At 34.4% G+C, this 24,026-nt stretch carries 32 protein-coding genes; 4 read left to right on the top strand and 28 right to left on the bottom strand.

From position 1 onward, the window contains the following. Positions 1–96 precede the first annotated feature (96 nt). The 23 genes from FF52_RS06420 to FF52_RS06310 all read right to left on the bottom strand — a co-directional run bounded on the left by FF52_RS06420 (position 97) and on the right by FF52_RS06310 (position 18,044). Positions 97–474: a hypothetical protein gene (locus tag FF52_RS06420; protein ID WP_008463949.1), complete on the bottom strand. Its 378-nt coding sequence runs from the start codon at positions 472–474 to the stop codon at positions 97–99. 88 nt (positions 475–562) lie between these two features. Further along, positions 563–1,051, bottom strand: coding sequence for a hypothetical protein (locus tag FF52_RS06415; RefSeq protein WP_008463948.1), 489 nt, complete (start codon positions 1,049–1,051; stop codon positions 563–565). Continuing rightward, the gene (locus FF52_RS06410) at positions 1,048–1,785 is read right to left on the bottom strand and encodes a hypothetical protein (RefSeq protein WP_008463947.1); all 738 of its coding nucleotides are present in this window, start codon (positions 1,783–1,785) and stop codon (positions 1,048–1,050) included. Before FF52_RS06410 ends, FF52_RS06415 begins: the two co-directional genes overlap by 4 nt. Further along, entirely contained in the window at positions 1,782–1,958 is a 177-nt protein-coding gene (locus FF52_RS23610; protein WP_157498541.1) for a hypothetical protein, read from the bottom strand. Before FF52_RS23610 ends, FF52_RS06410 begins: the two co-directional genes overlap by 4 nt. Beyond that, the gene (locus FF52_RS06405) at positions 1,955–2,527 is read right to left on the bottom strand and encodes a hypothetical protein (protein ID WP_008463946.1); all 573 of its coding nucleotides are present in this window, start codon (positions 2,525–2,527) and stop codon (positions 1,955–1,957) included. The genes FF52_RS23610 and FF52_RS06405 overlap by 4 nt, the downstream gene beginning before the upstream one ends. A 2-nt stretch (positions 2,528–2,529) precedes the next feature. Then, entirely contained in the window at positions 2,530–3,006 is a 477-nt protein-coding gene (locus tag FF52_RS06400) for a M15 family metallopeptidase (RefSeq protein ID WP_035691072.1), read from the bottom strand. 2 nt (positions 3,007–3,008) lie between these two features. Then, a complete protein-coding gene (locus tag FF52_RS06395; protein WP_008463942.1) occupies positions 3,009–3,545 on the bottom strand; it encodes a phage holin family protein in 537 nt (178 codons plus the stop codon). Between the two features lie 325 nt (positions 3,546–3,870). Continuing rightward, on the bottom strand, positions 3,871–4,353 hold the full coding sequence (locus FF52_RS06385) for a hypothetical protein (protein ID WP_008463940.1): 483 nt from the start codon (positions 4,351–4,353) through the stop codon (positions 3,871–3,873). A 10-nt stretch (positions 4,354–4,363) separates the two neighbouring features. Continuing rightward, positions 4,364–6,094 (bottom strand): hypothetical protein, encoded by a 1,731-nt coding sequence (locus FF52_RS06380; protein WP_008463939.1) that lies wholly within the window; start codon positions 6,092–6,094, stop codon positions 4,364–4,366. A 43-nt stretch (positions 6,095–6,137) separates the two neighbouring features. Then, positions 6,138–7,103 (bottom strand): DUF6712 family protein, encoded by a 966-nt coding sequence (locus tag FF52_RS06375; RefSeq protein WP_008463938.1) that lies wholly within the window; start codon positions 7,101–7,103, stop codon positions 6,138–6,140. Continuing rightward, positions 7,100–8,461: a hypothetical protein gene (locus FF52_RS06370; protein ID WP_008463935.1), complete on the bottom strand. Its 1,362-nt coding sequence runs from the start codon at positions 8,459–8,461 to the stop codon at positions 7,100–7,102. The genes FF52_RS06375 and FF52_RS06370 overlap by 4 nt, the downstream gene beginning before the upstream one ends. Continuing rightward, on the bottom strand, positions 8,461–8,805 hold the full coding sequence (locus tag FF52_RS06365; RefSeq protein ID WP_035691067.1) for a hypothetical protein: 345 nt from the start codon (positions 8,803–8,805) through the stop codon (positions 8,461–8,463). Before FF52_RS06365 ends, FF52_RS06370 begins: the two co-directional genes overlap by 1 nt. Before the next feature lie 240 nt (positions 8,806–9,045). Continuing rightward, positions 9,046–10,542 carry a hypothetical protein gene (locus FF52_RS06360; protein ID WP_008463931.1) on the bottom strand — a complete coding sequence of 499 codons (1,497 nt, stop codon included), beginning with the start codon at positions 10,540–10,542 and terminating at the stop codon, positions 9,046–9,048. Continuing rightward, positions 10,532–11,098, bottom strand: coding sequence for a hypothetical protein (locus FF52_RS06355; protein ID WP_035691066.1), 567 nt, complete (start codon positions 11,096–11,098; stop codon positions 10,532–10,534). Before FF52_RS06355 ends, FF52_RS06360 begins: the two co-directional genes overlap by 11 nt. 10 nt (positions 11,099–11,108) lie before the next feature. Further along, the gene (locus tag FF52_RS06350; RefSeq protein ID WP_008463929.1) at positions 11,109–11,840 is read right to left on the bottom strand and encodes a hypothetical protein; all 732 of its coding nucleotides are present in this window, start codon (positions 11,838–11,840) and stop codon (positions 11,109–11,111) included. Between the two features lie 274 nt (positions 11,841–12,114). Further along, positions 12,115–12,438, bottom strand: a complete 324-nt coding sequence (locus FF52_RS23120; RefSeq protein WP_008463927.1) for a hypothetical protein — start codon at positions 12,436–12,438, stop codon at positions 12,115–12,117. 41 nt (positions 12,439–12,479) lie between these two features. Further along, on the bottom strand, positions 12,480–13,307 hold the full coding sequence (locus FF52_RS06340; RefSeq protein WP_008463926.1) for a DNA adenine methylase: 828 nt from the start codon (positions 13,305–13,307) through the stop codon (positions 12,480–12,482). Between the two features lie 182 nt (positions 13,308–13,489). After that, the gene (locus tag FF52_RS06335) at positions 13,490–14,053 is read right to left on the bottom strand and encodes a hypothetical protein (protein WP_008463924.1); all 564 of its coding nucleotides are present in this window, start codon (positions 14,051–14,053) and stop codon (positions 13,490–13,492) included. 4 nt (positions 14,054–14,057) lie between these two features. Next, the gene (locus FF52_RS06330; RefSeq protein WP_008463922.1) at positions 14,058–14,585 is read right to left on the bottom strand and encodes a hypothetical protein; all 528 of its coding nucleotides are present in this window, start codon (positions 14,583–14,585) and stop codon (positions 14,058–14,060) included. Positions 14,586–14,596: 11 nt separating this feature from the next. After that, the gene (locus tag FF52_RS06325; protein ID WP_008463921.1) at positions 14,597–15,607 is read right to left on the bottom strand and encodes a hypothetical protein; all 1,011 of its coding nucleotides are present in this window, start codon (positions 15,605–15,607) and stop codon (positions 14,597–14,599) included. A gap of 2 nt (positions 15,608–15,609) precedes the next feature. Beyond that, a complete protein-coding gene (locus FF52_RS06320; RefSeq protein WP_008463919.1) occupies positions 15,610–16,950 on the bottom strand; it encodes a S49 family peptidase in 1,341 nt (446 codons plus the stop codon). 71 nt (positions 16,951–17,021) lie between these two features. Continuing rightward, positions 17,022–17,492, bottom strand: coding sequence for a hypothetical protein (locus FF52_RS06315; RefSeq protein ID WP_008463917.1), 471 nt, complete (start codon positions 17,490–17,492; stop codon positions 17,022–17,024). A gap of 90 nt (positions 17,493–17,582) precedes the next feature. Next, complete coding sequence (locus tag FF52_RS06310) at positions 17,583–18,044, bottom strand: hypothetical protein (protein ID WP_008463916.1); 462 nt, start codon at positions 18,042–18,044, stop codon at positions 17,583–17,585. Between the two features lie 544 nt (positions 18,045–18,588). Here FF52_RS06310 and FF52_RS06305 point away from each other — a divergent pair. The 3 genes from FF52_RS06305 to FF52_RS06295 are packed head-to-tail and all read left to right on the top strand — an operon-like array spanning position 18,589 to position 19,899. Further along, positions 18,589–18,909, top strand: a complete 321-nt coding sequence (locus FF52_RS06305; protein WP_008463915.1) for a hypothetical protein — start codon at positions 18,589–18,591, stop codon at positions 18,907–18,909. A gap of 4 nt (positions 18,910–18,913) precedes the next feature. Continuing rightward, entirely contained in the window at positions 18,914–19,549 is a 636-nt protein-coding gene (locus tag FF52_RS06300; RefSeq protein WP_008463914.1) for an SOS response-associated peptidase, read from the top strand. An 11-nt stretch (positions 19,550–19,560) separates the two neighbouring features. After that, complete coding sequence (locus FF52_RS06295; protein ID WP_008463912.1) at positions 19,561–19,899, top strand: hypothetical protein; 339 nt, start codon at positions 19,561–19,563, stop codon at positions 19,897–19,899. Positions 19,900–19,906: 7 nt separating this feature from the next. Here FF52_RS06295 and FF52_RS06290 read toward each other — a convergent pair whose 3' ends face one another. Then, positions 19,907–20,239: a hypothetical protein gene (locus FF52_RS06290; protein WP_008463910.1), complete on the bottom strand. Its 333-nt coding sequence runs from the start codon at positions 20,237–20,239 to the stop codon at positions 19,907–19,909. Positions 20,240–20,310: 71 nt separating this feature from the next. On the opposite strand from FF52_RS06290, the gene FF52_RS06285 reads away from it, so the two are divergent. Further along, the gene (locus FF52_RS06285; protein ID WP_008463908.1) at positions 20,311–21,153 is read left to right on the top strand and encodes a hypothetical protein; all 843 of its coding nucleotides are present in this window, start codon (positions 20,311–20,313) and stop codon (positions 21,151–21,153) included. A 361-nt stretch (positions 21,154–21,514) separates the two neighbouring features. Here FF52_RS06285 and FF52_RS06275 read toward each other — a convergent pair whose 3' ends face one another. The 4 genes from FF52_RS06275 to FF52_RS06260 all read right to left on the bottom strand — a co-directional run bounded on the left by FF52_RS06275 (position 21,515) and on the right by FF52_RS06260 (position 23,984). Further along, entirely contained in the window at positions 21,515–22,384 is an 870-nt protein-coding gene (locus FF52_RS06275) for a DNA adenine methylase (RefSeq protein ID WP_157498539.1), read from the bottom strand. Then, positions 22,350–23,096 (bottom strand): hypothetical protein, encoded by a 747-nt coding sequence (locus FF52_RS06270; RefSeq protein WP_008463902.1) that lies wholly within the window; start codon positions 23,094–23,096, stop codon positions 22,350–22,352. The genes FF52_RS06275 and FF52_RS06270 overlap by 35 nt, the downstream gene beginning before the upstream one ends. A gap of 148 nt (positions 23,097–23,244) precedes the next feature. Continuing rightward, positions 23,245–23,673 carry a hypothetical protein gene (locus FF52_RS06265; protein ID WP_008463900.1) on the bottom strand — a complete coding sequence of 143 codons (429 nt, stop codon included), beginning with the start codon at positions 23,671–23,673 and terminating at the stop codon, positions 23,245–23,247. 26 nt (positions 23,674–23,699) lie between these two features. Beyond that, a complete protein-coding gene (locus FF52_RS06260; RefSeq protein ID WP_008463898.1) occupies positions 23,700–23,984 on the bottom strand; it encodes a hypothetical protein in 285 nt (94 codons plus the stop codon). Positions 23,985–24,026: the final 42 nt, after the last annotated feature.

The following is a 24,026-nucleotide window of genomic DNA, read 5'->3' as shown; positions in this document are numbered from 1 at the left end:
GATTCACCGCACGACCAATACCTGCCAGAGAATTGACAACCTGTTGGTCATTGATATAAATGGAAAGTTCTCTAGGTATTTCTCTTCTTCCTGCCATTATTTCTGGAATTTAATTAAGGCACTAACCTGATCTAATCTGATTTCGGAAATTTCATTTGCTAGATTATCCAGAACATTCGCAGATTGAACCGCTTTTGTAAAAACATCTGTTGCTTTTAATCTTTGGTTTACACTATTCGACTTCTTGCCCTCGAAACCGTAGTGCTGCATAAAAATGTAATAAGGCGCAGTCAATGTAATTCGCTGCAACCTGTTGTTTTTAAATCGGCTTCCTGCTCCACCAACTCTCAAGGCATTTCCAGTTTTCGAATCTGTTGTTTTTCCAATCTGTTCCCTAACAGCTGATCGCAGATGTTTAACAGCTTTTCCTGCTACCTCTTTTTCCTTAGAAAACATGTCAATTATACCAGTCATACCTTATTTTTTATGCTAAAGTATTTGCATGTCAGGCCTTAAAATAGGACATAAAAAAAACCTTTCGGATTGAGAGGTTTCGCGCTATTTACAAATTCCAATTGTCTGGTTTAAATGTTAGGTCTTCGTGATTTTTTAAGGTGTAAAGGACATTCCACCCATACATATTGTCGAATATTGGCCCGACCTTTTCATAGCTTAAAAATTGGGGATCAAATTTGCCAAAAAGCCAGGAATCTCTTTCGCAATTTAATTTTTTAAGATAAGAGGCAATATCAATAACGATGTTTTCCAAACGATCCAGAACTTCTTCCTGCTTATCATAATCATCTGACTTGCCAGCAAAATCTATGACCAAAAATGAAATGCTCCTACCATTGAAAGTAGTAGTTTTGGTTGAGTTGGTGCTTAACTCTGCGGAGTGGCTTTCTAATAGCAATGCAGGCATTTGTACTCCCGATCTAAACTGTCCGTTTATTTCGTTCCAATTGAAGCGATAGAATCCATTAATTCCTTTATGGTGTTCTGCTATACTACGATGAAATTCTACAATTGGCCTATGTGTAACTTCTCTCATTTTTTCTGCTGTGTTAGATCCTCTTCAAATTGCTCTAAAAAGGAATAGATATTTACTCTTTTTATGGACTCTAATTTTGATAGATCTCCTCGGGCCATGGTCAATATAACTTTCGAGAATCCATACTTTTTGTTTTGTGGTTTAGCATTTTTGCTATTCTTAGGAAATGCTTTTGGAAAACGCTTCACAATGCTGTTTTTACATCCGAAATAAGCTAATTCAATTGCAAATAATTTGTGTACCGGAACTTTGTAAAACGGTAAAGCTTTCTCGTGCAAATCGTCCTTATCAAAGACAGGCCTTTTCTTATCTTCAGTGTATAAAGCGGCAGCCATATATCGTAAAAATTCAACGTTTTTGGTTTCGCGCCATTTCAAGTGCAGATCATCAATGACTGCAAATTCATCAGCAGTAAGATTCGCAATTCTCTTTTGCGGTGGATAATATTTTTTTCGCCCTATTTTCAGCACTGAAGGAAAGATCGTTCTGTTATTTTCAGTAAAAAGGAATTCGTATGTTTTCTGTAAATCTGATAACCGATAATTTCGAAGAATAATTCTAAGTTTTGCCTTTCTTGAGAACTGCCACCATTTAACTCCTGAAATGAGGAAAAAGATCTTGACGTAAAACAAAATATTAGTTTCGGATGTATTGAAGAGAAAAGCAATTTTCTCAAACTGCTTTTCTTTCATTTCGTCCCATGATTTCGGAATCCTTAAATGTAAAGCTTTCATTGGATTAGGTTTTCATTTTGCTCGAACAGCAGTTTTTCTTTTTGCTTGATTTCGGCCACTATTTTTCCAAGTCTAGCATACACCGAATCGTGAACTACTGATAACATGGAAATTTCATCATATACAAGGGCTAATCTGTAATTTAGCACCCTTAAGTCTTCTTCAATATTCATACGATTGGTGTTTTGCTTTTATATTTTTTGAAGGCTTTCCAGATAGCATAAATTATGACAACAGGAATTAAAAGCCATAATAGGTTCCATGCGCTTCTGGAAGTGTTTTTTTTGGCGTCCTGCACTCCAGTTTTATCGTTTGTCTTTACAGATGCTTTCTGGTCGTGATTTTCTTTTTTTGCCTTTGATTCTTTTTTTGTTTCTACTATTTTTTGGGAATCTTCTTTATTTATGCCCTTGTTTTCCCGAGTTTTTTTGGACGTCAGTTTTCCGTTTTCTACTACATGCCTTTGCCCATTTGGATCAGTATATATTGCAGGCTTTGAATTATCTTCCGGCTCGAACGTAAACTCAAAAGATTCGATTTTGCTCTGATCCGTTAGTATATTTTTGTATTGCGATTGCAAGACAATATCTGTATTTAGGAATTCCTCGGAATTCCCAGAAATCCTGAAAAATCCTGAAAAATCCTTTTTCGTTTCAATGCTGTTTTTTTCGGTTTCAGTTTTTCTTGCACCACACGAGGCAAGCAATACAGCTGCCAATAGAATTTGAGTGATTTTTTTCATAATTAAAGAAGAATATAGTTCTGCGAATCTCTCTTTTTTGCCTGAAGAACGCGCCAGTTATTAAAACCTATCTTTTCAAAGTGAGGGAAGTCTTTAAAAGAAGTCCAGTTTCCTCCCCAGCTCCAGCCGTATTTTGCAAATATTTTGACGCATTCGTCCCAATCTGCAACTCCATCATTGTCAAAATCCTTTTTAAAGTCCCAACTCGCTGTTTTTCCGTCAAGAATTAGAACTCCATCGACCGCAAAACCATAATTGTGGACAGACTGGCCACCTTTCGCATTTGTAACCTTTTTACCTGGCTTCGTTCGCCCTTGTGCATAAAGCTCATCCTGTTCGGAAAAAGTTCGCAAACCCTGAGAGATTCTAATTTGTGCGCGACCTGTCAAAGCCTTATTGCATTCGTTAATTATACATGTCACTTCATCTCGGACGCTTGGATGGAGCAGTGCAATTCTTTCTTTTGTAATTTTATCCATGATCATTCTTTAATTTCCTTTTTTACTTCCTTATATGCACCAAAAATTCGTTTCAAAATCTGTAAATAGTTAAATCCGCATTTTGGCAGATTCTCATGAAAAATTGAAAACATTTCAACTAAAAAGAACCCAATTAAAGCAATGGTTGCCCATTCAAACTCAGCATCAGATAACCTGCTGTATTTAAAATTTTTAAGAAACAAAACTTGCTGTAATCGAATTAGAATTAACGGAAGCCCTGAATAAACAATAGCTTTTACGCCCATTTTTTTAGCTTTGTCACTTGAAAACCCTTCACCTTTTCCAAAAAACCAACGCTCTTTGTGATCGCTTTTTTTCCACTCGCAATATGATGCGCCCAATCCTGACCCTAAATCAGCTAAAAAAGTATAAAACAGAAGCCAACACATAGATTCGAATGAAACAACCAGATTGGTTACAGCTATTACAGGCACAACTGGCACTAGTAGTGCTGGCTTTTTTACAAGTAAAGCTAGCAATGTAAATTTCGGAACAGATAGGGAAATTACCGTTTTCATATTTTTTTATTAGTTATTAATATTACAGCATCTATGCAATGCTTTTCAGTTAGAATCCAGACCAGTATTTTTCCTGTATAAGAAAGCTTTTTGATCAATATATTTTTGCCTAAAACACCGGAAATAGTTTCATCCATGTTTCCAAATTTGTATCCATCACTTTTAATTAATGTTTTATTCCATAGAGACCTAAATTCCCTATTAGCCAATCGATCCAACGTAAGTGCTGAATCTCTAAAATAACCTTTGGACATCACGACAAAAAAGTTAATTATAGTAAGTGGAAGATATAATAGGTAAGCGACTACAAAAAGAATAAACCCCATTACTGCACAAATTGAAATTGTTGTCCAATCGCCTCACCTTTCATGACTACAGAGTTTAAAATCCAATCTCTCACAAAATCATTTTTTGGAAATAATTCAGGACTTTGAAAGCTTCCTCCATCCAAGTAAGTAAGAGCGTCCTCGAAACTCGGAAAACCCCACTCGACTATTTCACTATTTTCAGGATAAGCACCTTCATTATCAATAAAATATTGGATGAGACCATGAGTCTCATTTGAATCAGTATATTTAAACAATGTCTTAACGTTCGTTGAGATTTCGTCATCATTCATTCCCTGAAAAGCAAGTGACGCTGAAGAAATAACTATCCGTTGATCATTTCTGAAATAATACATCTCAAAATTGATTCTTAAAATCGAATTGTTCCGATCCAATTGATAAGAAGTATCTTCAATATAAACATCGTCGAACTTTCCTTCTGTAATAATTGGAGAAACATAAAGTGTGGTATTTAGTTTCATATTTAATTTTTTAAGCTTCAGTTACTTCTACGGTTATAGCCGCATCCCATAAATTGGTAGATCCAGCTGTCACGCCATCATTTTTGAGAAAAATTCTTATTTGATCTAATTCATTAATTAAAATTGTTTTATTCATGGAAGCCTCGGCAAACTTATACACTTTTGTTCCAGAGCTTCCTGTTTTTACTTCACGAGCTATAATCTTGTTATAAAGAGGCGAAATTCTTTTAATTTGCACAGCTATATCTATATAAAATGTGCTGTTATTAGGCGACATTGAGCAAAATACATTTGAAATATACCCACTCATAGATGATAAATGATGTAAAGTAAGCGACGAATGTCCCGCAAAATCATCAGTATCTACAGCAGTAGTAGTTGTAATTGCAGTATTATACAAACCAGTTGTAGTTCCGTGCGGATATGCGTACCAGCTAGAAGACATAGCAAGTTGACTGCTAAAAAGAAATTGGTAATACACTTTTCTTTTGGTCGGAATAAAAGCACTATTACCGCTGACTATCCAAGTATTTGTATCAATTTTAGTAAAGGTTCTTTTTTCATATTGGGCAGAACTCAAAGAAACATTAGACTGCAGTGTCACACCAGCTGCTCCACTTGTTGTTTTAATGCCTGTACCTGTTGAAACACTTTCAATTGTAGTTCCAATCGGAAAAGCAACTGTTGCATTGTTTGGTATAATTTCCGAAATAGCTGACGAACTTGAATGCACCACCATGCCTCCATCTTCATCTCCCAATTTAAAGGTGTAGTAAATTGTTGCGTTAGGAATAATTGCTTTTCTGATTTTGGCATAGGTTGCTTTTCCAAAATCAAACCATGCTTTAATTGATCCGTAAAAAGAGTCACTAGATTCATTGCCAACTATTACTGTTTTTTTATTTGATGAATCTTCTTTTCCTGAAACATCAGCAGGAATTGATCCTACATATTCCAAGACCAAACTACTTAAATCGTTAGCATTTTGATTAAAGAGAATTACTTCTTTATTTTTTATAACCAAATCTGCGCCATTAGGAAACGAGAATTTATTATTGCCAGTTCCCGAAAATCCCCATAATTTTACGTCATGACCAGTTCTATTTTTGATATAAAAAGGCTTTCCAGGTCTAACGAACTCTAAAGAAACTTGAATTGATTTTAAATCTGTAACGGCTCCTGTCAAGGAAATTGAACTTCTGCGGTCAATTAAATCAATCTTTTCTAATATAGTTGTCGCTCCGTAGTTTATAATTAAATCTTGGCTTTCTGAAACAGGTACGTAATAGCCTTCAATAATAGGAATTTCTGGTTCTCCAATTTCATCACCATATATAGATGTAAACGAAATTTTAATTGTACCATCTGGGGTATCGGGTTCTTGTGCTGATTCTAAAGACTCTTCCCCTCTAATCTTGAGTATACTACCGTATTTAGTAAACACTAATATGTCTATTCTATACATTCCCTCTGCTGCTGCATCAATTGTGGTATGATAATCTTCAAAGTTAGTAATGATGCTACCGTCTAGGGCACAAGTAAATTCACCTGCATCAATAAATAATTCATCCCCAACTTTTCTAATATTTCCGCGTACTAAAATACCGTCTGGCGTTTCAATTGAATTTATTTTGTCTACAATATCTTGAGCGGTACCCATATAGCCACCTCTATCTAATTTCTGTTTCCAGTTATCATCTGGATCGTGCGGAAAAACGTTATTTGAAGCTTTAATTCCCATAAGGCTAAATTGAAATTTTTAGGATTTTTATAATAGGACAATCTTAAAGTGAAAGAATGCCAGGAGTATCATACGGCGTGTATCCTGTACCATTGCTAGGAGACTGCTTTAGTGGAGACTCGCATTGTGTAAATAGAGGACGGTTCTCGAGAATCAGTTCTCTAGCTGCAGATAAATATTGATTTCCATTATTTGAAAGTTCTTTGACTAAATTCGAAACCTGTTCGGCTGTTTTCCCTGCAGTTATGCTTTCTTTTCTCCCATCAATCAGAACATCGAAATTTAGCCTCAAACCATTTTCATCTAAAAGAAATAGGCCAATACTTGCGACTTTTGACACGGTAAATGCTACGATCGCTTTCTGAATTTCTGTTTTAACATCATTTGAAATGCCTGCAACTTCTGACTTTAGGTATTCATAAAGTTCTGAACATAGCATTGTTTTGATAAATTGGTCTTCAACTTGTCTAATTGTGGGCTGAAGAGCTAAGAAAGTCTGTCTCGAGTTGAATATATGATAATATTCATTGAACGTAGAGGTGTTGTTTACGAGCAGCTTTTTATTTATCGTCCCAAATTCAGCAGTCCAATCTGCAAATACATCAGGATTCTTTTCTAAAACCTCCAACAAATAGTCCATAGATTCATGTCCTGAGCGTAAAAGCTCACGGCGAATGTCTTTTGCAATTCCCCAGCTCACGGCCTGACGCTGATCACTTTTAATTTCCGACACTCCCGAACCGTCAATCTGAACAGACATGATTGGAAAGTATATAAACATTCCGAAATTTGCGATTGCGTTTCGCAAATGTTCTCTTGCTTCATTTTTTACTTCAAAATTAATTTCTGGAGGATTTGCCTCATCTTTTAAAAAAATGTGCAGATTGCCAACATATCTTTTCGTAAATGCGTTGACGGCCTTAGTGATGTAAGGTTCAAAGTCATTAAACTCAAAAGACCTAGCAACTGTAACATATTTTTTTAAATCATCAGTAGTTTCTAAAATCATGATGCAGTAGTTGTTTTTGATCCTGTCGGATTTTTATCTAATGTTGTAAGGATCGTATTCTCGAATCCTGCAGTTATAGTTTCGTTCCATTTGTTATACTCTTGAATAAATTCAAAAATTTCTAAAGTGGTTTCGCGGTTTGTCTTGTAGAGTGCAGATAATATTGTGAAAGCTTCTCGTTTGTCAGATCCTGAGCCAGCACCAAGTTTTCCTCCTGGAATTCCTGCTCCTATTAAAGTAGGATCAACACCTAATGAAAAGAGTCCTTCAGAGTTTGCAGCTTCAGCTTCTGGGAGATAAGAACCATCTTTTAATTTATCGTCAATTACAGTTATTTTAATTGCCGAAACTTGCTGTCCCTGTCCATTAGTGTACATCATGGACTGTATTGATTTTCCAGCTTTTTCATTTCCGACAAGTCCAGCATTAATCGAGTCAACTAATTCAGTCCTGATTTTTTTTCGCTGGTCTACAGTCATTTTAACCCATTCTTCGGCGTAAACATTTACGTAATACTGTTCATCAATTTCAATTAAATTCTTAATTGTCATTTGATTCGTAAACAAAGCTTTTTTTAAAGCTGGAACTGAATTTGCTACATCCAGCCAGCCAGATTTTAAAACTGCATGCCATTCGCTTTCAGGATAATATGCTTCATCAATTAAAGGATAAAAAACAGGACGGATGAACTTTGTAATTTTGTTAGCTTTACAATACTCTCTCACTTCGTCAGCAGACCAATAGCTGTCAATAAGAGGAATCTTTTCAACGAATTCGCTTTCAACATCAACCGAACTACCTTTTCCGAATTTTTCAGAAATGTAAACGTGCTCGACTAGGCCGTTTTCTTCATTCATCATTTCAAATCTGCACCAAGCGGTTTTTTGCCTTTTTACACGGTTAATCGTCTGGAAGTTGTTCGATAGAATATATTCAGGAAAAGCAATAGAAAACCACTCTAAATCGGCAATCGTTTCTTTCCAAAATCTGTTCATTTGGGATTTTCGAAAAAATGCATTTATGTCTGTAAGTTCTGAAGCAGGAACGATTTTTGGCTCTTTTTTGCCGTTTTCGGAGACTTCGTTTTTGAACAGTACCAGACCGTTTCCGTAATGGGCTTTTCTAAGAAATCTTAATCCAGATGATAATGCGCCATTTTTCTTTACTTCCTTCAGGACCTGCTGAGGATAATCATTGTTTTTTCCCCAAGAAGCTATTACACCCTGTTTATCTTTTACATCAACTTTTACGGCGGTTACCGCTCCGTCCATTTTATCAATAGAGTTTTTAAAAGTGACAAGTGCGGGCGATCCTTTATATTCAGTTACCGCGATGTGATTACCTATAAAATCGCTCATTAGTAGATTATTTCTTTATTGTTGATACTTATTATAAAATCAATGCAAATTGTGACTACACTAAAATCAGGCAATTCTATGTTTCTAGTTCTATTGGCAAAATGATTCGGGTTTTTACTTGGTTTCACGGGAACGAGAATATTTTCTATTGTATCCTTATGAATTCGGTTTGGATTTTTTTCTAGCAGCAATCTGGCACCATTGTAAAATTTTAGTTTTCCTCCGCGTTTTGAAGTGGCATTAAAAGTTCTATAAGTCATATCAAAAGGAATTAAAGTTCCTCTATGATCTTTTTGGTTTAAAATTGCTAAACCTTCTTTTAATGAAATTTTCTCTTTTTGCATACCGCTAAATTCATTTAATGGCATATTATAAAATAGGACAGGAATTTTTGATCTTTATTTTATTGAATTGGAACACCTTTTCTAGTTTTTGAAAATGTTTTTATTTGATAATCAACATTTTGCTGTCTAAAAATGAATTATTTTTTCTAAAATCTGACGAAAAAGCACGCCTGTCCCTATAAAATTTCACACTTTCCACCCCGACATGATGAGGAAATATGAAAGCGCCCGATCTGGATGTTAGAATGATTGGATTCGGCTTTCGGAAAGTAGGCGGTTGTATCCTTTGAATATGTCGTTAAACATGCTCATGATAGGCACGTCGAAGGCATCCGTTAAATGTGTGGCGTGCTGTTGTGGGAATAGTGGATTGCGTTCATCCTTCTTAACCTTTTCGATGCCTCCCTTAAGTGACTCTCGCGCTTCCGCACGTTCGAGCGCTATAATCAAGTCAGGGTTATTATGCTCATTGATACGGATTTTAGGCAATCTCGTATGATGCTCTTTAAGCATGGCATTTAAAAGAAGATACTTGTCGGTGTGTGTTGGTGCTGCTCCTTTGGTCATTAGGTAGACTGTCCAGCCATGAGCGACTAATAGATCAGTAATCTGTTGGAAGTATGTACGCGTGTCATTAGGTAGCCGATTGTTACCATCATGCCCTCCATATAGGTAGACAAATTTTTCCTGATGCGGACGGTAGTAAGGTATTACCTGCTCAATAAACAGATCATCTAATAACTTTGGCGATTTAGTAAAGAACGACTTTAATACACGATATGTATCATCTTGTTTTTGAGACACAACGCAACAATTAAACACCCCAAAATCAACCGACATTATAAGCGGTTCGTTTGCTCTAACGTCGTTGTCTTGGTTAGAGTTAAAATGTTCAGATCTAGCCAGGACTCCAATTGTCTCGAGATAGCTATTATTGTAGTCCGTGTAGTAATGTCTGCCTGTATTTAAATTAGCGTAGAAACCGTCAACTATTTCTTTAGGGCGTATGTTTAAGATCTCAGCATTATATAAAACTTCCGATATCGCAGCATCCTTCATTTTTTTAAACCACTCTTGATTTAAGTAGGGATTAGACAATGCTGAAGCTTTTATAAATGCGTATTCTTTTGGATTCGCAATAGCGACTTTCTCCATATCGGTAAACCACTTACCCTTTTTATTGATTGGAGTAGATGAGACATAGAATTCTGAGCCTAAAAGTTGGCAATCCTTAAATATTTCCTTTTTAGCTCTATTGGTGGTTTTTACATTAGTAAAAAGCTTTTCAGGATCTAATAAAGCGGCTTCATCTCCTAACTCGGCGTAAGAGTTCAATCCGCGACCAGAGTTAGGATTATCAAGCGACACTAATTGAAAAATAGAACCGTTGGCAAAATGTATTACATTATCCCACTGGTTAGGCGGTTGAAAAGGCATTTCAAATCCCATTTTCTTACCAGATCTGCCAACAACAAAATCTACATCTTGGTAGAGATTGAACATTGACAAACCTTCAATTGTAGAAGGCAATGTTCTGCTAAGAATCTGCGAATAAGTAGCACCAACCAAAGCAAAAGAAGCTTTTGGCATCTGGCGGACTAATTCACGTTTATGATATCCGAGAATTGTAGATTTACCTCCACCGCGCCCCATTTCAACATATTTATTCTTTTGCGGGGCTAAAACAGTCGCAATCTGCGGAATCGTAAGTTTTACAAGCTTTTTTTTACTGATCATCGTCTTCGTCAGTTTTTAATTCCTCGTAATCGATATCAGTAACATTTAAGTTGTTGAAGTCGGCAGAACCTCCTGACAGCATTTCAAGAAGTTTCGATTGAACCTGCTTGTCTACATTAACATGAATTTCCATGTTTTCGAATTTCTCTGGATTGAAGTTAGGATTTTCTTCATTTGCCAAACCGCCATATTCTGCAAGCATTTTTATTGCTTTAGCTTCATTTGATCTATCTCCTTCTTGAATGCATCTTTTCAAAAAATCTCTACAGTATTCAAGCCAAATAACACGAGATCCCTCTGCATCGGCTTTCATGACGTTGCCAAAAAGCTTTTCAGAATTTCGGATATCGATGTAAACTTGCGCTTGAGAAAGACCTTTTTCCTTTACAAATTTGTTTAGGATCTGTTGTGTAGAGAAATGATTCAAACGAAGCGCAAAAACCTCATTAAGACGAAGCAAAATATCTGCATTTGTTTCGCTCAACGGAAAATGTTCAGGATTGATATAATATGCAATAATCTTATCTAGCGTGGAGTCGCCCCGCTTGATCAGCATGTCTCTTTTTTTACTTCCCATCAATCAAATTGCTAATTGCTAATAAATTTTCTTCTTGATTCAATAAATTTTCTTCCTGCTTAAGAATCTGACGTTCAATTTTTGATCTAGTCGCCACGGTTTCTTCACTTTTCAAAATTTCCTTATTGCAATTTATCCTGGACTTTAATTTTGAAATCGATGCATAAAGCAATTGCTGCCGTTTTATCAGACCTGCTGGAGTCAGCTGTTCAAATTCATTTTTAGGCGCATCTGCAATAATTCTGTTTTCTAAAAAGAAATCAATTCGGGACCAGCAAAGAGCATTTTTTTTTATATTGCTATGAATCTTTAATTGAAGTGCAATCGATTCTTTTTCTGCATGTTGAGGAAGTTCATTTAAAGCTACTTTATACATGCAGTTTTCCTTAAACAAGCTACTTGCTTCAAGAAGAACCGGACGTAACTCTTCGGGTAATTGATGAAATAACAATGCAGTTTTCTGTTCTGTTTTTAGCTCTTCTTTTTGAATAGGATTGACAATGGAAGCAACTTCTGTCTTAATGCGGTCGGAAAAAGAATCTTCAACATATTTCTCGAGAAACTTTTTAAGCTCGTACTTAAGCTTTTCAGTATTAAATGAATTATGCTTCTTCTGCAAATTTTTTAAAAGCAGTTTGTTGTGCTTTGGAATGCTAGCATAAATAATTAAACCTGTAGAATAATCACAGCCGTTATTAAACCATTTTTTTACAATATCCATAAAGCACTTGGAAAAAACTGATTATGACAACTACAATTAATGTCGAAATGGTAATAAAAAGCATCACTTTTAAATATTCTATAAAGCCGATTTTCCACTCGCAATCAAAAATGTATTTGTAAAGGATGATTTCAAAATAAATTACTACATAGAATACGATAAGCCCCAAGACAACTAACAATTTTTCTTTCATGACAATGCTATTTTATGTCACAAATATGGAAAGTGTGAAAGTTTAATAATAGGACATAAAAAAAGCCACTCCTTAAGTGGCTTATATTTTTTCAACTTCTTGCGTGTGCAGATCAAAAGGAGATTTTAAACACCATCCAATTGTCAATTGCTTTCTAATCTCATAGATCTCCGAATCATCCTTTTCTACAGTATGATAAGATTCAACTACATAGGTAAATCGTCTATAATTCAAAGAAATCAAGATATCGTTTAAATCATAATCAGAAATACATCCCTCAGGAAATGTCCTGAAAAGAAAACTAAGCAGTTGTTCTGTCGTAAAATTAACATTAGAGCTTTCAGGATTGCTCGGTTCAAAATTTTCTTTTAAGAATTCTTCGATAATGACTAAATAGTTTAGCATTTGGATTTAATTTTTTCCAAAAATAGTTGCTTAGCTTAAAGCTAAATAGGATAGTTAGCGGTTAGTGCTTCCGTTTTCCTTTTATTGCTTTCTCGGCTCGCAGAAAGAACCATATCTTTATCATTTTGATACCAGTTGAATTCTTTTCTGTACTGTGTCAGTAATTCATTCGGATAACTGGAAAGTAAAAACTTTCCCTTTATTTGGCTCAAAGCATGAAGCAAGTTAGCAAAATGTTCTTGAGTATAACCGCCGTAATGTCCTTGATTCGCTCCAACATAAGGAGGATCAATATAAAAAAACGTTTCTTCAGAATCCTGTTTATATATTAATTCTATTGCATCTTTACATTCAATTTGGGTTAGCTCTAGTCTTTTGCTTAAATCTTCCGTAAAAGCCTCCTTTTTATTAAAATTAAGCACGCTTTCCTTGCTTCGAATAGTTGCACTTCGCCAAGAACCAATTTTATTTGAGAATCCTTGAAGTGTGCCAACCCAAAAAGCCCAGGCTCTTGTTACAGGATTGAATATATATGGAGTTTCATACACAACCATAGCATTTTTATAAACCTCCCTGCTGTATGGTGTAGACGACACCAAAACTTTCAATTCTTTAAAATTTGATTTTAGCTGCTGGTAAAAATTAGAAACATTTCCATTAAGATCATTTATAATTTCAACTTCGGAAACTTCTTTTGCCCAAAATACAGCGCCGCCACCAAAGAAAGGTTCTACGTAAACCCGATGTTCTGGGATTAGTGGAAGAATAAATTTAAGCATGGATTGTTTGCCTCCATAATAAGAAATTGGAGTTTTTTTAATTACTTTCGCTGGTTTACAACCAGTTAAATCACTTGATTTTACACTCATTTTTTGTTCGATTTTTGATTGATGATGATTATATTTGCAATTCTCAGGTTAATTTAAAAAATACAGCAAAGCCACCATAAGAAGACTTTTGTCCTCCAACGGTGGCTTTGTGCTAAATTAAATTACCCTGAGAAAGTATTAATTTGTTGGAGGGCTTTTTTTCTCTTCCCTCCTGAGAGATTCTAAACTTCCGGCACTAATTGAATTGCTCCTTCATAGATTGGCGCTGGCCCAAAATTCTTATCAGTAAATGTAATTACCGCAGAATTGTTTCCTTCTACAGCTGCTTCAATATTATGCTCAGCACTTGCTAAAGCAGGAAGCCTTGACATTCCAAGCTGTCTCACATTCCCTGTTCCAAATTCTTCAAAAAGAATTACAAGTTTTTTATTTTTTATCCAACGCATAAAACCTAATAGGTCAGCGGAAGAGCCTGCAACAGTAATTGCTAGCTCATTTTGATAAAGCTTTCTACCAATTTCGCCAAGTGGCGTAACTTTGATTGTACCAGTTTCCGTAACACTTTCAATTTTATGAAAACATTTACCCGTTTTAAAAGTGTGTGCCGTTTCAATTGTAGATAGTTCCTTATAAGTAGCTGCAACATTTGCAGGAACTGGATCACACATTTTCTTTGGTTCGTTTATGGTTACAAAATCGCTTTGTTCCGCATAATAAACAGTCCCAGATAATCCTGAAACTGGTTCACAGCTTTCGCCGCCAATATCTGTTAAGTCAACTGCCATTTTTTTACATTTTTTTTATGAATGGGCTATTTCCTATAATTAATGTAGTCATAGCTTCCTCATTGTTTAACAATTCGTTTTTTGTGTATAGAACACCAGATACTTTTAATTTTTCTGGCATTCGATTACTAAAACCGTACTCCTTATCATTAAAAGTAAAAGTCTCATTTAACTTTTTGGCTTCCTGAACTTCTTGAACTTCTTGAACAGTTTGAGTTTCCTGACTTTCCTGAACTTCTTGAGCAGTGTGTATCTCCTGATTTTCCTGAGTTTCCTGAACTTCTTGAACACTTTGAGTTTCCTGACTTTCCTGAACTTCTTGAGCAGTGTGAATCTCCTGATTTTCCTGAGTTTCCTGAACTTCTTGAACACTTTGAGTTTCCTGACTTTCCTGACTTTCCTGAGTTTCCTGAGTTTCCTGAGTTTCCTGAGTTTCCTGAACTTCTTGAACACTTTGAGTTTCCTGACTTTCTTGAACTTTAGTTTCTGAAGCAGATGCTTCAGAAACTATTTTGCTTTTTTTGTTTGCCATATGAATTCGATTTATGGAGTTACAACCAAGTTTTCGGAGTCATAGTACAATTTGTTTTGCGCCACGTTTCCTAGACCTCTATCCTCGTCACCGAAAGTAGCCACATAAACTAATTGATTTATTAGAAAATCATATCCTAAGAAAAACTCCAAAAAGATTTTCAGTTTATAGTCTGAAACTTGAGTGTCCGTGATAGCTGGTTTATCAAAAACATCAATCAAACGAACCATATTTCCATCAACTGTAGTGAAAATAACATCATCTGGAATACTTGGTAAGCCAACAATTTCAAGCTTACTCAATGGAGTTTTCATGTTTCCGTCTGCAGTATAGTTTACGTTTGTTCCGTATTCTTTTTCATACTGATCAGCAAAAGTCATTGCTAAAGAATCACTCATAAACAATTGTTTGCATTTTCTGCGTGTTTTCTTTGGCAGCTGCTTCTCAAATGATTTCACTTCATCTAGAATGTTAACTGCAGTAATTGCATTCAGAGGAATTTTAAAAGCAGGATGCACTAAATTGTTCAATGCATTTTCGATTTGCTGAGCAATTCCATCTAAAGATGAACCAAATTCACCGTCAGCGTTCGCATCGTCACGAATACCAATTTGAGATAAATCTTCCAAATCATCCGTAACTTTAGCCATAAGTTCAGTAATGATGTATTTAGAAATTGGATGTTCTTCTGCAGTTTTTCCAGTAGAGTATAGTTCAGCAAGCCATGAGTTTAAAATCTCAGAAGGAACAACTGGAAAATTTACCTTATGATGGTAATTTTGAAGCATTTTATGCTTGAACTGAGCTTCTCCAAGTTCCTGCCATTCTGCTTTATACCCTTGGACAACACGAGTAAGGATTGAATGAAACTGAGGGAACTTTCCTTTAATTGCAGTAAGTACTTTGCAATATTTATTTATAGTCACTTCAGAAGAATATACTCCAGCTGCAATTACATCAGTGTTGTTTTTTACATATTCGTTGACTTCTTTAGCAACGTCTTGTACAGAAATTGTTGACATATTTATGATTTTATCGAGTTAGCGATTTGATTGTGAGAAGCATTGGAGTCTACAAAATCATTTTTTGAATCTGCAGTTTCCTTTACTTTTATAACAGTTGGTTTAGAACCATCAGCTTTTCCCATTTCCGTAACTTTTGCACTTAATGCTGCAGTTTTTTCGGTTAAAGTTCCCTTAACATCTAATCCAGCAGATGTTAGCATACTATCAATTGAAGTTTCAACAGCTGAAACAATACTTTGAGAGGCAGTAAGCTTCTCGTTCAACTCGGTATTTGATTTTGCTGCATCCAAATCAGTTTGCAAGGATGTGTTGGAGTTTTCTAACTCCACAAAACGGCTTTCAATCGCGTCTAACTGATCAGCATTTAAATAAGTTCCTTTTTCTTCAGTAGAAGCTAAAGGAGAATTTAAACCCAAAACAGATTGCAACTGTGGCAATTCTTTTGTGTTCATAGTTATATTAGTATTTGAATTATTATTTGAAGCTTCTTGAAACACCTCCGCAATAGCATCTAAGAGAGTACCATTTTTATCAATTAATCCCATGCCAATTGCAGTATCGCCTGTCCATGTTCCTCCTTTAAAAACTTCCTCGTTTAGTTGCGGTCTAGCGTTTTTCATATCAACATGAAAAGTTGAAACCATTGGATTTAGATCTTCTTTTATATAGCTGCTGTAATCTGAATCGCTACCATCAACAACAGCTCTGTAGCCTTTATTTTTATCAGGAGATAAATCAGAATAAATAGTATGCACTTTCGCTCCAAATTTTTCAAGAAGTCCATTGTAATCAACGATAATTGTACAACCGCCAATAGAGCCAATTGCATCAGCTCGTTTGTTGGCCATGATAAAAGATCCGGGTGCAGCAATGTAGTATCCGCCTGAACATAAGTAACCATTAGTGTAAAAACCAATTGGCTTTGTGTTCTTAAAATCTGCCACTGTATCGTACATTTCTGGCGTGCCATATACTTGACCTCCTCCTGTATCAATGTCAATTACAACGCCAACAACAGTCGGGTCATTTTTTAATCTTTGAAGTATCGTAATGTAAGTTTGGGTTCCTAACCAGTAATAAGTACTATACTTTACAACAGGTTGCTTAAAATCCAAAACCACGACTTTATTTGAAGAATTATTTAAAGCAGTATTGGCCTCTGCAACTGAAGAAGTTGCCGATAAGTAAATTTTTGTAACGTTTTGAATTTTTTCATTTTCAGGCTTTTCTGTAGACGCTTTACCTGTATACATTGAAACTAAAGAAGGCACGAGACTAACGCCGTAACGTCTGTCAATGTAAAAATCGCCTGTAAATAAAGTATCTAAGCTATTACTCAAAATAAAAAAATTTGTATTGTTATTTTCGACAATACAAATTTTCAGTAATATGAAATCTTAAAATAGGACAGTTACAATACTGGAGTATAGTATACTGGACGTTTGCGGGTTTCGCCTTTAATATTAACTAATGTGTACGCCTCGCCGTCTGGCTTTGTTCCATCATTAATTTCATAATTCATGTATAGAGGTTCAAGCTCTGTGCCGTATAGTTTTTTAAAATCATTATTTAGCTTACCCAACCCAACACATGGTTTGTTTGCGTACTGCTCCAGCAACTGCTCTAAAGCTTCACTTCTGGTAATAAGTCGGAATGAAATTGATATCTGCTGTATTTCGCCGTCAGAAGATTGTTTAGGATCTACTTTTACATTTATAGAATCTGGTTCTAAAATAGCCTCAACATTATTTTCATAAGGAGTAAAGACTACATCAGATGAATTTCCATCCGTAACAACCAATGGCCAGTTACTGGTTTCTTCAATTAAGAACAAATCAAATTCGGCAAATCCAGGCCATTTTTCATCGCAAGTAAAATTCATAATTATTTAAAATTTATTTTTATAAAAGTGTCGTATTTTTCCGCCTTATAAATCAAAGCATCAGCGCGTTTTTTAACTATTAATATGCTATTAATTTACTATCAGTAAACTTTTTTTCTTTTTTATATTTTCCTCGCAATGCCTTTGATAGTTGCGATACATGCTCTCTAATTTCATTTCATTTTCATTGATGCAATATAAATCCAGAAAAAGCTGAACACTTTTATATGCATTGTTTACACCTTTTGCCAATTCGATATCAACAAATGAGTAAAAATCCTCAAAAAACAGACGTTCTAAGCAAACACCCAAAAATTTCAATTTGCTTCTATTGATTTCGTAGCCTTTTGTATTAAAATACATTTCTGGTATATCAAGACAGTATTTATCTAAGCCCTTAAAATCAATATCAGAAGTATCGGCATCCTTACTTATCAGGTCAAGAAGCAATAATCCCAAAAAAGATTTTTTAGAAATAGTGTGAACGGTGCCATACTTTCTAATCAAATATTTCTTAACTGGTTTTTTGACAGGAATGTAGATTTTGATCATTTACTAACTTTTTGGCTGTTACGAATTTACGATAAAATCAAAAAAAATAACTTCAAAAAAATAGAATAAATGATGAGTAAGTATGTTTTTTTCTAGAAAAAAGTTCCTTTTGTCCACATCGTTAATTTTCAGTCATTTAAGAGCTAAAAACATCAAGTAAACCGTGGAACTACCCTTATCAATTGTGGAAGTCAAAAAAATAGTTCCACAAATTCCACAAAAGTTCCACGTAAACATTAAAATATAATTTTAACTTAATATATTGATATTTAAATAGATAAAATCTATTTAAATTCTTTAATTTTAATTTGTGGAACTTTGGAACATTTTTACCCGTTTATTTTCAGCAAAAGAAAAATTTGAAAAATTTTTTAAATTGGGGGGTCTGGGGGGAATCTGAAATTTGAAAAACTGGACGTTATGATATGAAATAATTCAACATTCCTTTTTATAAAATAATATCCGGTTCGATACTTTTGATACAAATTGGAACAACACCATATTTCATTTGAATTTAACTTTGCATGTCTAAATTTGAAACGTTATGGACAGTAAAGTAAAAAATGAAGTGGAAGCCCATATTTTAAAAGCTTCTGGATTGGGAGAAAAAAGCAGAGGATACAAAGCTATTCAACGGTTATTTTCCAAAGAAGAGTTAATTATCTGGTTTGAATATGAATTATTAATGGATATCAGAAGAGGATGCCATAAGCTGGGACTTGAAATAAAATTAAAGAGAGAATTAATCTGTATTGACGAAGAAGTGGTTCGAAATTATTATGAAAAGGTAATGGGGATGAAATATCCAGATCCAAAACCAGAAATTTCATATTACGAGAGATTTAATTTGAATAAAAAAGATTAAATGTATGTGCTATTACGTAGATCAAGGAGCAAGCAGGAACGATGTAAAACTTCGCTTCAATATTGCAATTAACAATACTGGACAGTTTTATGAAGGAGTTTTTGTGAACGGATTTGAGCATCCAAACTTACCGATTATAACAAATGACAATTCAGAAGAGCTTTCTGTGGATTACCATTGGGGATTAATGCCGTCTTGGGCAGGATCCAAACAGCTAGATTTTAGAAAGGGGAAACTAAATGCCAGGATTGAAGACATAGACGAAAAAGCATCATACAGAAACATAACCCAAAATAGATGTCTTATAATTGCTACCTCATATTACGAATGGCGCTGGCTTGATGCCAAAGGTAGAAAGAAAGAGAAGTACCAAATCTTTAGCCAAGAAAATGAAATATTCACATTCGCTGGACTTTACGATTCGTGGATCAATCCTGAAAACGGACAATGCTTAAATACTTTCACTATGGTAACAACTCAAGCAAATGATACCATGAAGTATATTCATAATCACAAGGAGAGAATGCCTGTAATGCTGAAATTGTTAGATGAACAAGCTTGGCTTGATTCTGAAAACGATATTAATGAATTCGCTTATCCAAATTATAACGCAAAATTATTAGCTTTTAAAGTTGCTTAATTTATTAAACTATGGATTATTTCAACGGAATTAAATCGGGAATGTTTGCTTCTTATTTTGTTCAGGAATTAAGAAGCAAAATGAAATTAACACAGATCATTTATTCTGATGAATTTCTGGAACCTCACGATGAAATTGACAATCATATCATTAATTGTCAAAATAAATTATTTGAGTACATCGCTCAAAATATAAATACTGCAGGACTAACCAATGAAAAGTTTTTAGATCTATTGGATCGAAAAAAGAAAGATGTGCTTGCGTTAGTTGAAAAACAGATACAACAATATATTGAAGAAGTGCAAGTTGATTATATAAACGTCGATGAACCTAGACCATCTGATAACTGATATAAGCTTACAAGTAAATAATAATATCCTTCTCATCCGCCTTAATTTCTATATTGGCGGATTTTTTAATTTGATCCAAAAGAAGTTGATCAACCTCATTCTCATTTAGCGAATCGTAATCTATTGATTCTTCAGTGTCGAAGAAAAATTCAAAGTACGTAATTGTTTCACTTAATGCTTTCATATCTTCTTCGACATAGCATTCAGGATTATCAATTTCTACACCGAAATAATCAATGGCAGTCAATCCTCTATTGATTAAACTTGTTATAAAATCAATTGAAAGTTGATGAGGAATGGCAACTTTTGCAGTGGATAATATGATTGTGTGGCTTTTCATACAAAAGATTTTACGTAAAGTTACGCAGAATTCATTGTAATTAATTACTTATGTTTGTTAAAAAATAAGTAATGGACACAGTTAAAGATTTCTTTCAGAGCATTTATGATAACTACAGAGATCGGATAAAAAATCCCTTAGTAGGATCTTTTTTATTATCCTTCTTCTTTTTCAATTGGCGGTACTTTGCAATATTATTTTCCTCCGAATGGCCAGTACATTGTAGGATCGAATGGATAGATGAACGATATACAATTCTTTACAACTTTGGTTGCCCTCTCCTAATCGCATTGTTTTACATTCTAGGATTACCTTATATCAATTTAGTATTTGACAAATGCTTAAATTACTATTCCGATCAAAAATTTGAAAAGAAAAAAAGGAATAGAAAAAAAGATTTAGAAACCGAACGAGATGAAGCTTCATTAATCAGAGATATCGCAGATGCTAAAGCAGGGACTAGTGAAATTAATAATTTAAAAGAAAGGAACGACTCTTTAGTAAAAGAATTAAACAACGCTGTTTCTCAAATGGAAGAAGACTTGAAAAGGCATAATGCTACAATACAACAATACCAAGCTAGAGAGAAAGAACTAAAAGAGCAAAATAAAAATTATGTAATAGCTGAACTTCTAAGTAACGATTTAAACATCTCGGTTAGCTCAAAAGAAGTGAATACATTAAGCGAAATTTATAATTTAATGACAGATAAAGGTAGAGAACGTTATCTGGATGCCGTTAAAATGCTAGAAATGGGAGATTATGAAGAAAGCTTAGATAATTTGCTTAGGTATGTAGATTTGGATTTGGTGGAAGTAGATTTTAATAATAAAAATAAAATAAGAACGTATAAAGTCACTAAATTGGGTAAATTGCTAAGTACCTACATAACCAATGGATATAATTTAATGTAAAAGATAAGCCGCTATTAATTAGCGGCTTTCTCATTCTAAAGTTTGTTATTCATATACTTTAAAATCTCATTAAAAATGTACTTTAGGAGATAAATCAAGTTTATTGTAGATAAAAGTAAAGGCAACAAAATTTTTCCTTCTCCGTATAGCCCAACAATAAATATCAAACCAAAACCAGTAAGTCCCACGTTATAACAAGCACGCATAAAATAAAAACAAATGAATATTGGCAAGGCTTTATAATAATTGCATTAAAAAAGGCTTGGTAAATATTTTTTGGTTCAAATTCATCAATAGCGAGCCCAAATAATGAGGATTCAATTTTTTCAATAAAATCGATATACTTTTTCATCAACATATTTTAATGCTTTAAAGAAAGCTTGCTCTGCTTTCCATTGTTAGAGTTAGTTTTACTTAATGGATAATTGATCCAAATGCATTCTTGAACTTGTTTTGATCGGATGTTGTTCTTTTTGGTCGGAAACTCAATTTTTATCCATCCTTTGCTTTCAAAAAGTTCATACATTAATGGATGATCATATCCAGAAATCATGGCATAACCTTTTATTTTATATAGAATAAAAGCCATTTTTCTATAATCTTCTTCGGAAAATTCAAACATGTAATCATCTTTTGAACCTCTCGTTTCCAATAAATATGGAGGATCTAAATAAAAAAACGTTTTGGGAGAATCGAGCTTTTTAATAGCCACCAAGGCGTCGATTTTAATAATCTGAAAATTTGCTCTAATCACTCTGGCCACTTCCAAAAGTTTAGGTAATGCATTGTTCCATTTTGAAACCGTTTCTCCAACTTGAGCATGAAGTTTTGTTTTAGCCATGTGCCAAGATTTATTTTCTCTTTGAGCACCCAAACCGTAAAAACTTTGTCGAGCTCGTACATAAAATTTACGAGCTCGTTCAGTTTTATCTCCCGTAATTGGCCAGCAAGAATTGTAATTTTCCTCAGAACATGGAGAAAGCTCTAGTTTCATAATTAATGTTTCAGTATCATCTCGTAAGACTTCAAAGAAATTAGTCACGTCACCATTAATCTCGTTTACTGTTTTTATGCATTTTCCTTTGTAATTAAGCGAAACGGCCATAGAGCCTCCAAAAAGCTCAGCTAGGTGCACAAAGTCGTTCGGAAAATAGGCGTACAAATATTCTAGCCAAGTAAATTTTCCTCCGAAATAATTAAATGCTATTATTTTGCTTTTGTTTCCTGACATAATAAAAATCATGAGGTTTATCAATTCTCTCAAACTCAATAACCCAAACCCAAGGATTTAAATCTAAACTTTCCTTTCCATTAATTTTCATCCATAATGACATAAATGATATAACAGTTCCGTGCATCGCACCATAAAATTTATCTTTAAGATATTTCGAGGGATTGGTGTAATGCTTCCAGCCAGGAGCCCAAGGTGCTTTTTCAATTCCTTCAGATAATGCGTCTTCAATAGTTATCTCATGCAATCTTTCGGCACGAACTGATTTAACTTTTAAAAAAACTCTACAGCTCGTTTTTTTCATATGAATTGCTGGAGTCCATTTATATCCGCATTCTTTTAGAAAATCGCTTGTTAGAGGGCGTTCTTCAGTCTTGTAATAAATATTCCCTTCTCGGCCTTCTAAATGCTCATCTCTTAAAGTTATTGATGTTTCGCGAACCCAAAGGATGTTACCAATTTGATAAGGAACCTTTATTTCTAAAGTTTCACTATCAGAACGAAAGAATATAAACAAATCTCGACCTATTCGATTAACACATCCAGAGAAAGGGACTTTACTGCTAAAATTTGATTGCATAGCCCTCCATGCATCAGGATTTTTATTAATCTCCTCCAGTCCTTTTGTTCTACGTGTTTGAGTTTTCTCATCATCCAAAATGGCTTTCACCATTGGCGTTGAAAACAATATTGGCTTAAATATATTTCCCATATTTTACATTAATAGCAGTGAAACAATTGTACAAACCCCAAAACCGAAACCAAACCAAACTAAACGTGTAACACGGCGATCGTACTTATCTTCTTTCAGTTCTCTCTGATGTAAGCAGGCTCTTTTAGGCAACCCGCAAACTGGACAATTACTTAGCATTAGTATCACGTTTAAATTTGATAATATCCTCTTCTAATACATCTTTTGAATATTCAAACATTTTCGGGACGATCTCATCGAAACTGTGGCAGTAAACAAATTTTCTCCTTGTAACTTTCCTGTTTTTGTTGTCCGTTTTGAAACGATCTCTTTCTAAAACAACTATCTCAATTAACCATCCGTTATAATCATTTATGAATAGTAGTTCTGCAAGGCTTTTATTATCGCTATAGAGCCCCCACTGGTCTTTCGAAATTTTCGGAAATGTTTCTTCAAAATTTTCGAAATTATCAAGCAGTTTATTGAGCTTTTTTGATTTTAAGCACATTGCCAAATAATACATTGAGTTTATGTAAGCACAAGTCTCTTCCACTTCTTGTGCTATTTTTTCATTTGAGTTTGAAATATTTTTTTCCATTAGTTTAATATCTTAAAGGTTAAAGATTACTCTTGATTTTCTGTTGTTGTAGCTATTAGTAAAACACTATCAGATTCAAAGTTTCCCGCTTCTATTCTGTAGTTTCTTTCATGCCGTTTTTTGGTATAACGAGTCGATTTCTTTTCATTGTTGTCAATCAGTATGATTGATGGTGCATTTTCAATCTGAAGCTCATTTACCTTTGCAATTGCTTCTTTGCTTCTAGTAGTTGTTAAAACTTCTTTTTTTTCGACGATTACTGAAAACTGTTTGGTTTTCGTAGTCTCTGTTTTTTCTGTCTGATTTTTCATTTTTAATTTCTTTTAGAGGGTTATTAAATACTTCGTCCAAAT

The organism is Flavobacterium sp. F52 (assembly GCF_000278705.1).
Lineage (GTDB): Bacteria > Bacteroidota > Bacteroidia > Flavobacteriales > Flavobacteriaceae > Flavobacterium > Flavobacterium anhuiense.
Note: the sequence above shows the minus strand (reverse complement) of the source record. Positions and strands in the feature narration are given on the sequence as shown.

Bases quoted from the DNA above. Each gene is read 5' to 3' on its own strand.
- FF52_RS06405 (WP_008463946.1), bottom strand. From the start codon at position 2,527: ATGAAAAAAATCACTCAAATTCTATTGGCAGCTGTATTGCTTGCCTCG.
- FF52_RS06370 (WP_008463935.1), bottom strand. From the start codon at position 8,461: ATGAGCGATTTTATAGGTAATCACATCGCGGTAACTGAATATAAAGGA.
- FF52_RS06385 (WP_008463940.1), bottom strand. From the start codon at position 4,353: ATGAAACTAAATACCACACTTTATGTTTCTCCAATTATTACAGAAGGA.
- FF52_RS06375 (WP_008463938.1), bottom strand. From the start codon at position 7,103: ATGATTTTAGAAACTACTGATGATTTAAAAAAATATGTTACAGTTGCT.
- FF52_RS06415 (WP_008463948.1), bottom strand. From the start codon at position 1,051: ATGAGAGAAGTTACACATAGGCCAATTGTAGAATTTCATCGTAGTATA.
- FF52_RS06305 (WP_008463915.1), top strand. From the start codon at position 18,589: ATGGACAGTAAAGTAAAAAATGAAGTGGAAGCCCATATTTTAAAAGCT.
- FF52_RS06285 (WP_008463908.1), top strand. From the start codon at position 20,311: ATGGACACAGTTAAAGATTTCTTTCAGAGCATTTATGATAACTACAGA.
- FF52_RS06265 (WP_008463900.1), bottom strand. From the start codon at position 23,673: ATGGAAAAAAATATTTCAAACTCAAATGAAAAAATAGCACAAGAAGTG.
- FF52_RS06275 (WP_157498539.1), bottom strand. From the start codon at position 22,384: ATGTCAGGAAACAAAAGCAAAATAATAGCATTTAATTATTTCGGAGGA.
- FF52_RS06380 (WP_008463939.1), bottom strand. From the start codon at position 6,094: ATGGGAATTAAAGCTTCAAATAACGTTTTTCCGCACGATCCAGATGAT.
- FF52_RS23120 (WP_008463927.1), bottom strand. From the start codon at position 12,438: ATGCTAAACTATTTAGTCATTATCGAAGAATTCTTAAAAGAAAATTTT.
- FF52_RS06295 (WP_008463912.1), top strand. From the start codon at position 19,561: ATGGATTATTTCAACGGAATTAAATCGGGAATGTTTGCTTCTTATTTT.
- FF52_RS06365 (WP_035691067.1), bottom strand. From the start codon at position 8,805: ATGCAAAAAGAGAAAATTTCATTAAAAGAAGGTTTAGCAATTTTAAAC.
- FF52_RS06270 (WP_008463902.1), bottom strand. From the start codon at position 23,096: ATGGGAAATATATTTAAGCCAATATTGTTTTCAACGCCAATGGTGAAA.
- FF52_RS06335 (WP_008463924.1), bottom strand. From the start codon at position 14,053: ATGGCAGTTGACTTAACAGATATTGGCGGCGAAAGCTGTGAACCAGTT.
- FF52_RS06260 (WP_008463898.1), bottom strand. From the start codon at position 23,984: ATGAAAAATCAGACAGAAAAAACAGAGACTACGAAAACCAAACAGTTT.
- FF52_RS06340 (WP_008463926.1), bottom strand. From the start codon at position 13,307: ATGAGTGTAAAATCAAGTGATTTAACTGGTTGTAAACCAGCGAAAGTA.
- FF52_RS06395 (WP_008463942.1), bottom strand. From the start codon at position 3,545: ATGAAAACGGTAATTTCCCTATCTGTTCCGAAATTTACATTGCTAGCT.
- FF52_RS23610 (WP_157498541.1), bottom strand. From the start codon at position 1,958: ATGAATATTGAAGAAGACTTAAGGGTGCTAAATTACAGATTAGCCCTT.
- FF52_RS06360 (WP_008463931.1), bottom strand. From the start codon at position 10,542: ATGATCAGTAAAAAAAAGCTTGTAAAACTTACGATTCCGCAGATTGCG.
- FF52_RS06400 (WP_035691072.1), bottom strand. From the start codon at position 3,006: ATGGATAAAATTACAAAAGAAAGAATTGCACTGCTCCATCCAAGCGTC.
- FF52_RS06315 (WP_008463917.1), bottom strand. From the start codon at position 17,492: ATGAATTTTACTTGCGATGAAAAATGGCCTGGATTTGCCGAATTTGAT.
- FF52_RS06420 (WP_008463949.1), bottom strand. From the start codon at position 474: ATGACTGGTATAATTGACATGTTTTCTAAGGAAAAAGAGGTAGCAGGA.
- FF52_RS06355 (WP_035691066.1), bottom strand. From the start codon at position 11,098: ATGCTGATCAAGCGGGGCGACTCCACGCTAGATAAGATTATTGCATAT.
- FF52_RS06330 (WP_008463922.1), bottom strand. From the start codon at position 14,585: ATGGCAAACAAAAAAAGCAAAATAGTTTCTGAAGCATCTGCTTCAGAA.
- FF52_RS06410 (WP_008463947.1), bottom strand. From the start codon at position 1,785: ATGAAAGCTTTACATTTAAGGATTCCGAAATCATGGGACGAAATGAAA.
- FF52_RS06350 (WP_008463929.1), bottom strand. From the start codon at position 11,840: ATGGATATTGTAAAAAAATGGTTTAATAACGGCTGTGATTATTCTACA.
- FF52_RS06310 (WP_008463916.1), bottom strand. From the start codon at position 18,044: ATGATCAAAATCTACATTCCTGTCAAAAAACCAGTTAAGAAATATTTG.
- FF52_RS06325 (WP_008463921.1), bottom strand. From the start codon at position 15,607: ATGTCAACAATTTCTGTACAAGACGTTGCTAAAGAAGTCAACGAATAT.
- FF52_RS06290 (WP_008463910.1), bottom strand. From the start codon at position 20,239: ATGAAAAGCCACACAATCATATTATCCACTGCAAAAGTTGCCATTCCT.
- FF52_RS06300 (WP_008463914.1), top strand. From the start codon at position 18,914: ATGTGCTATTACGTAGATCAAGGAGCAAGCAGGAACGATGTAAAACTT.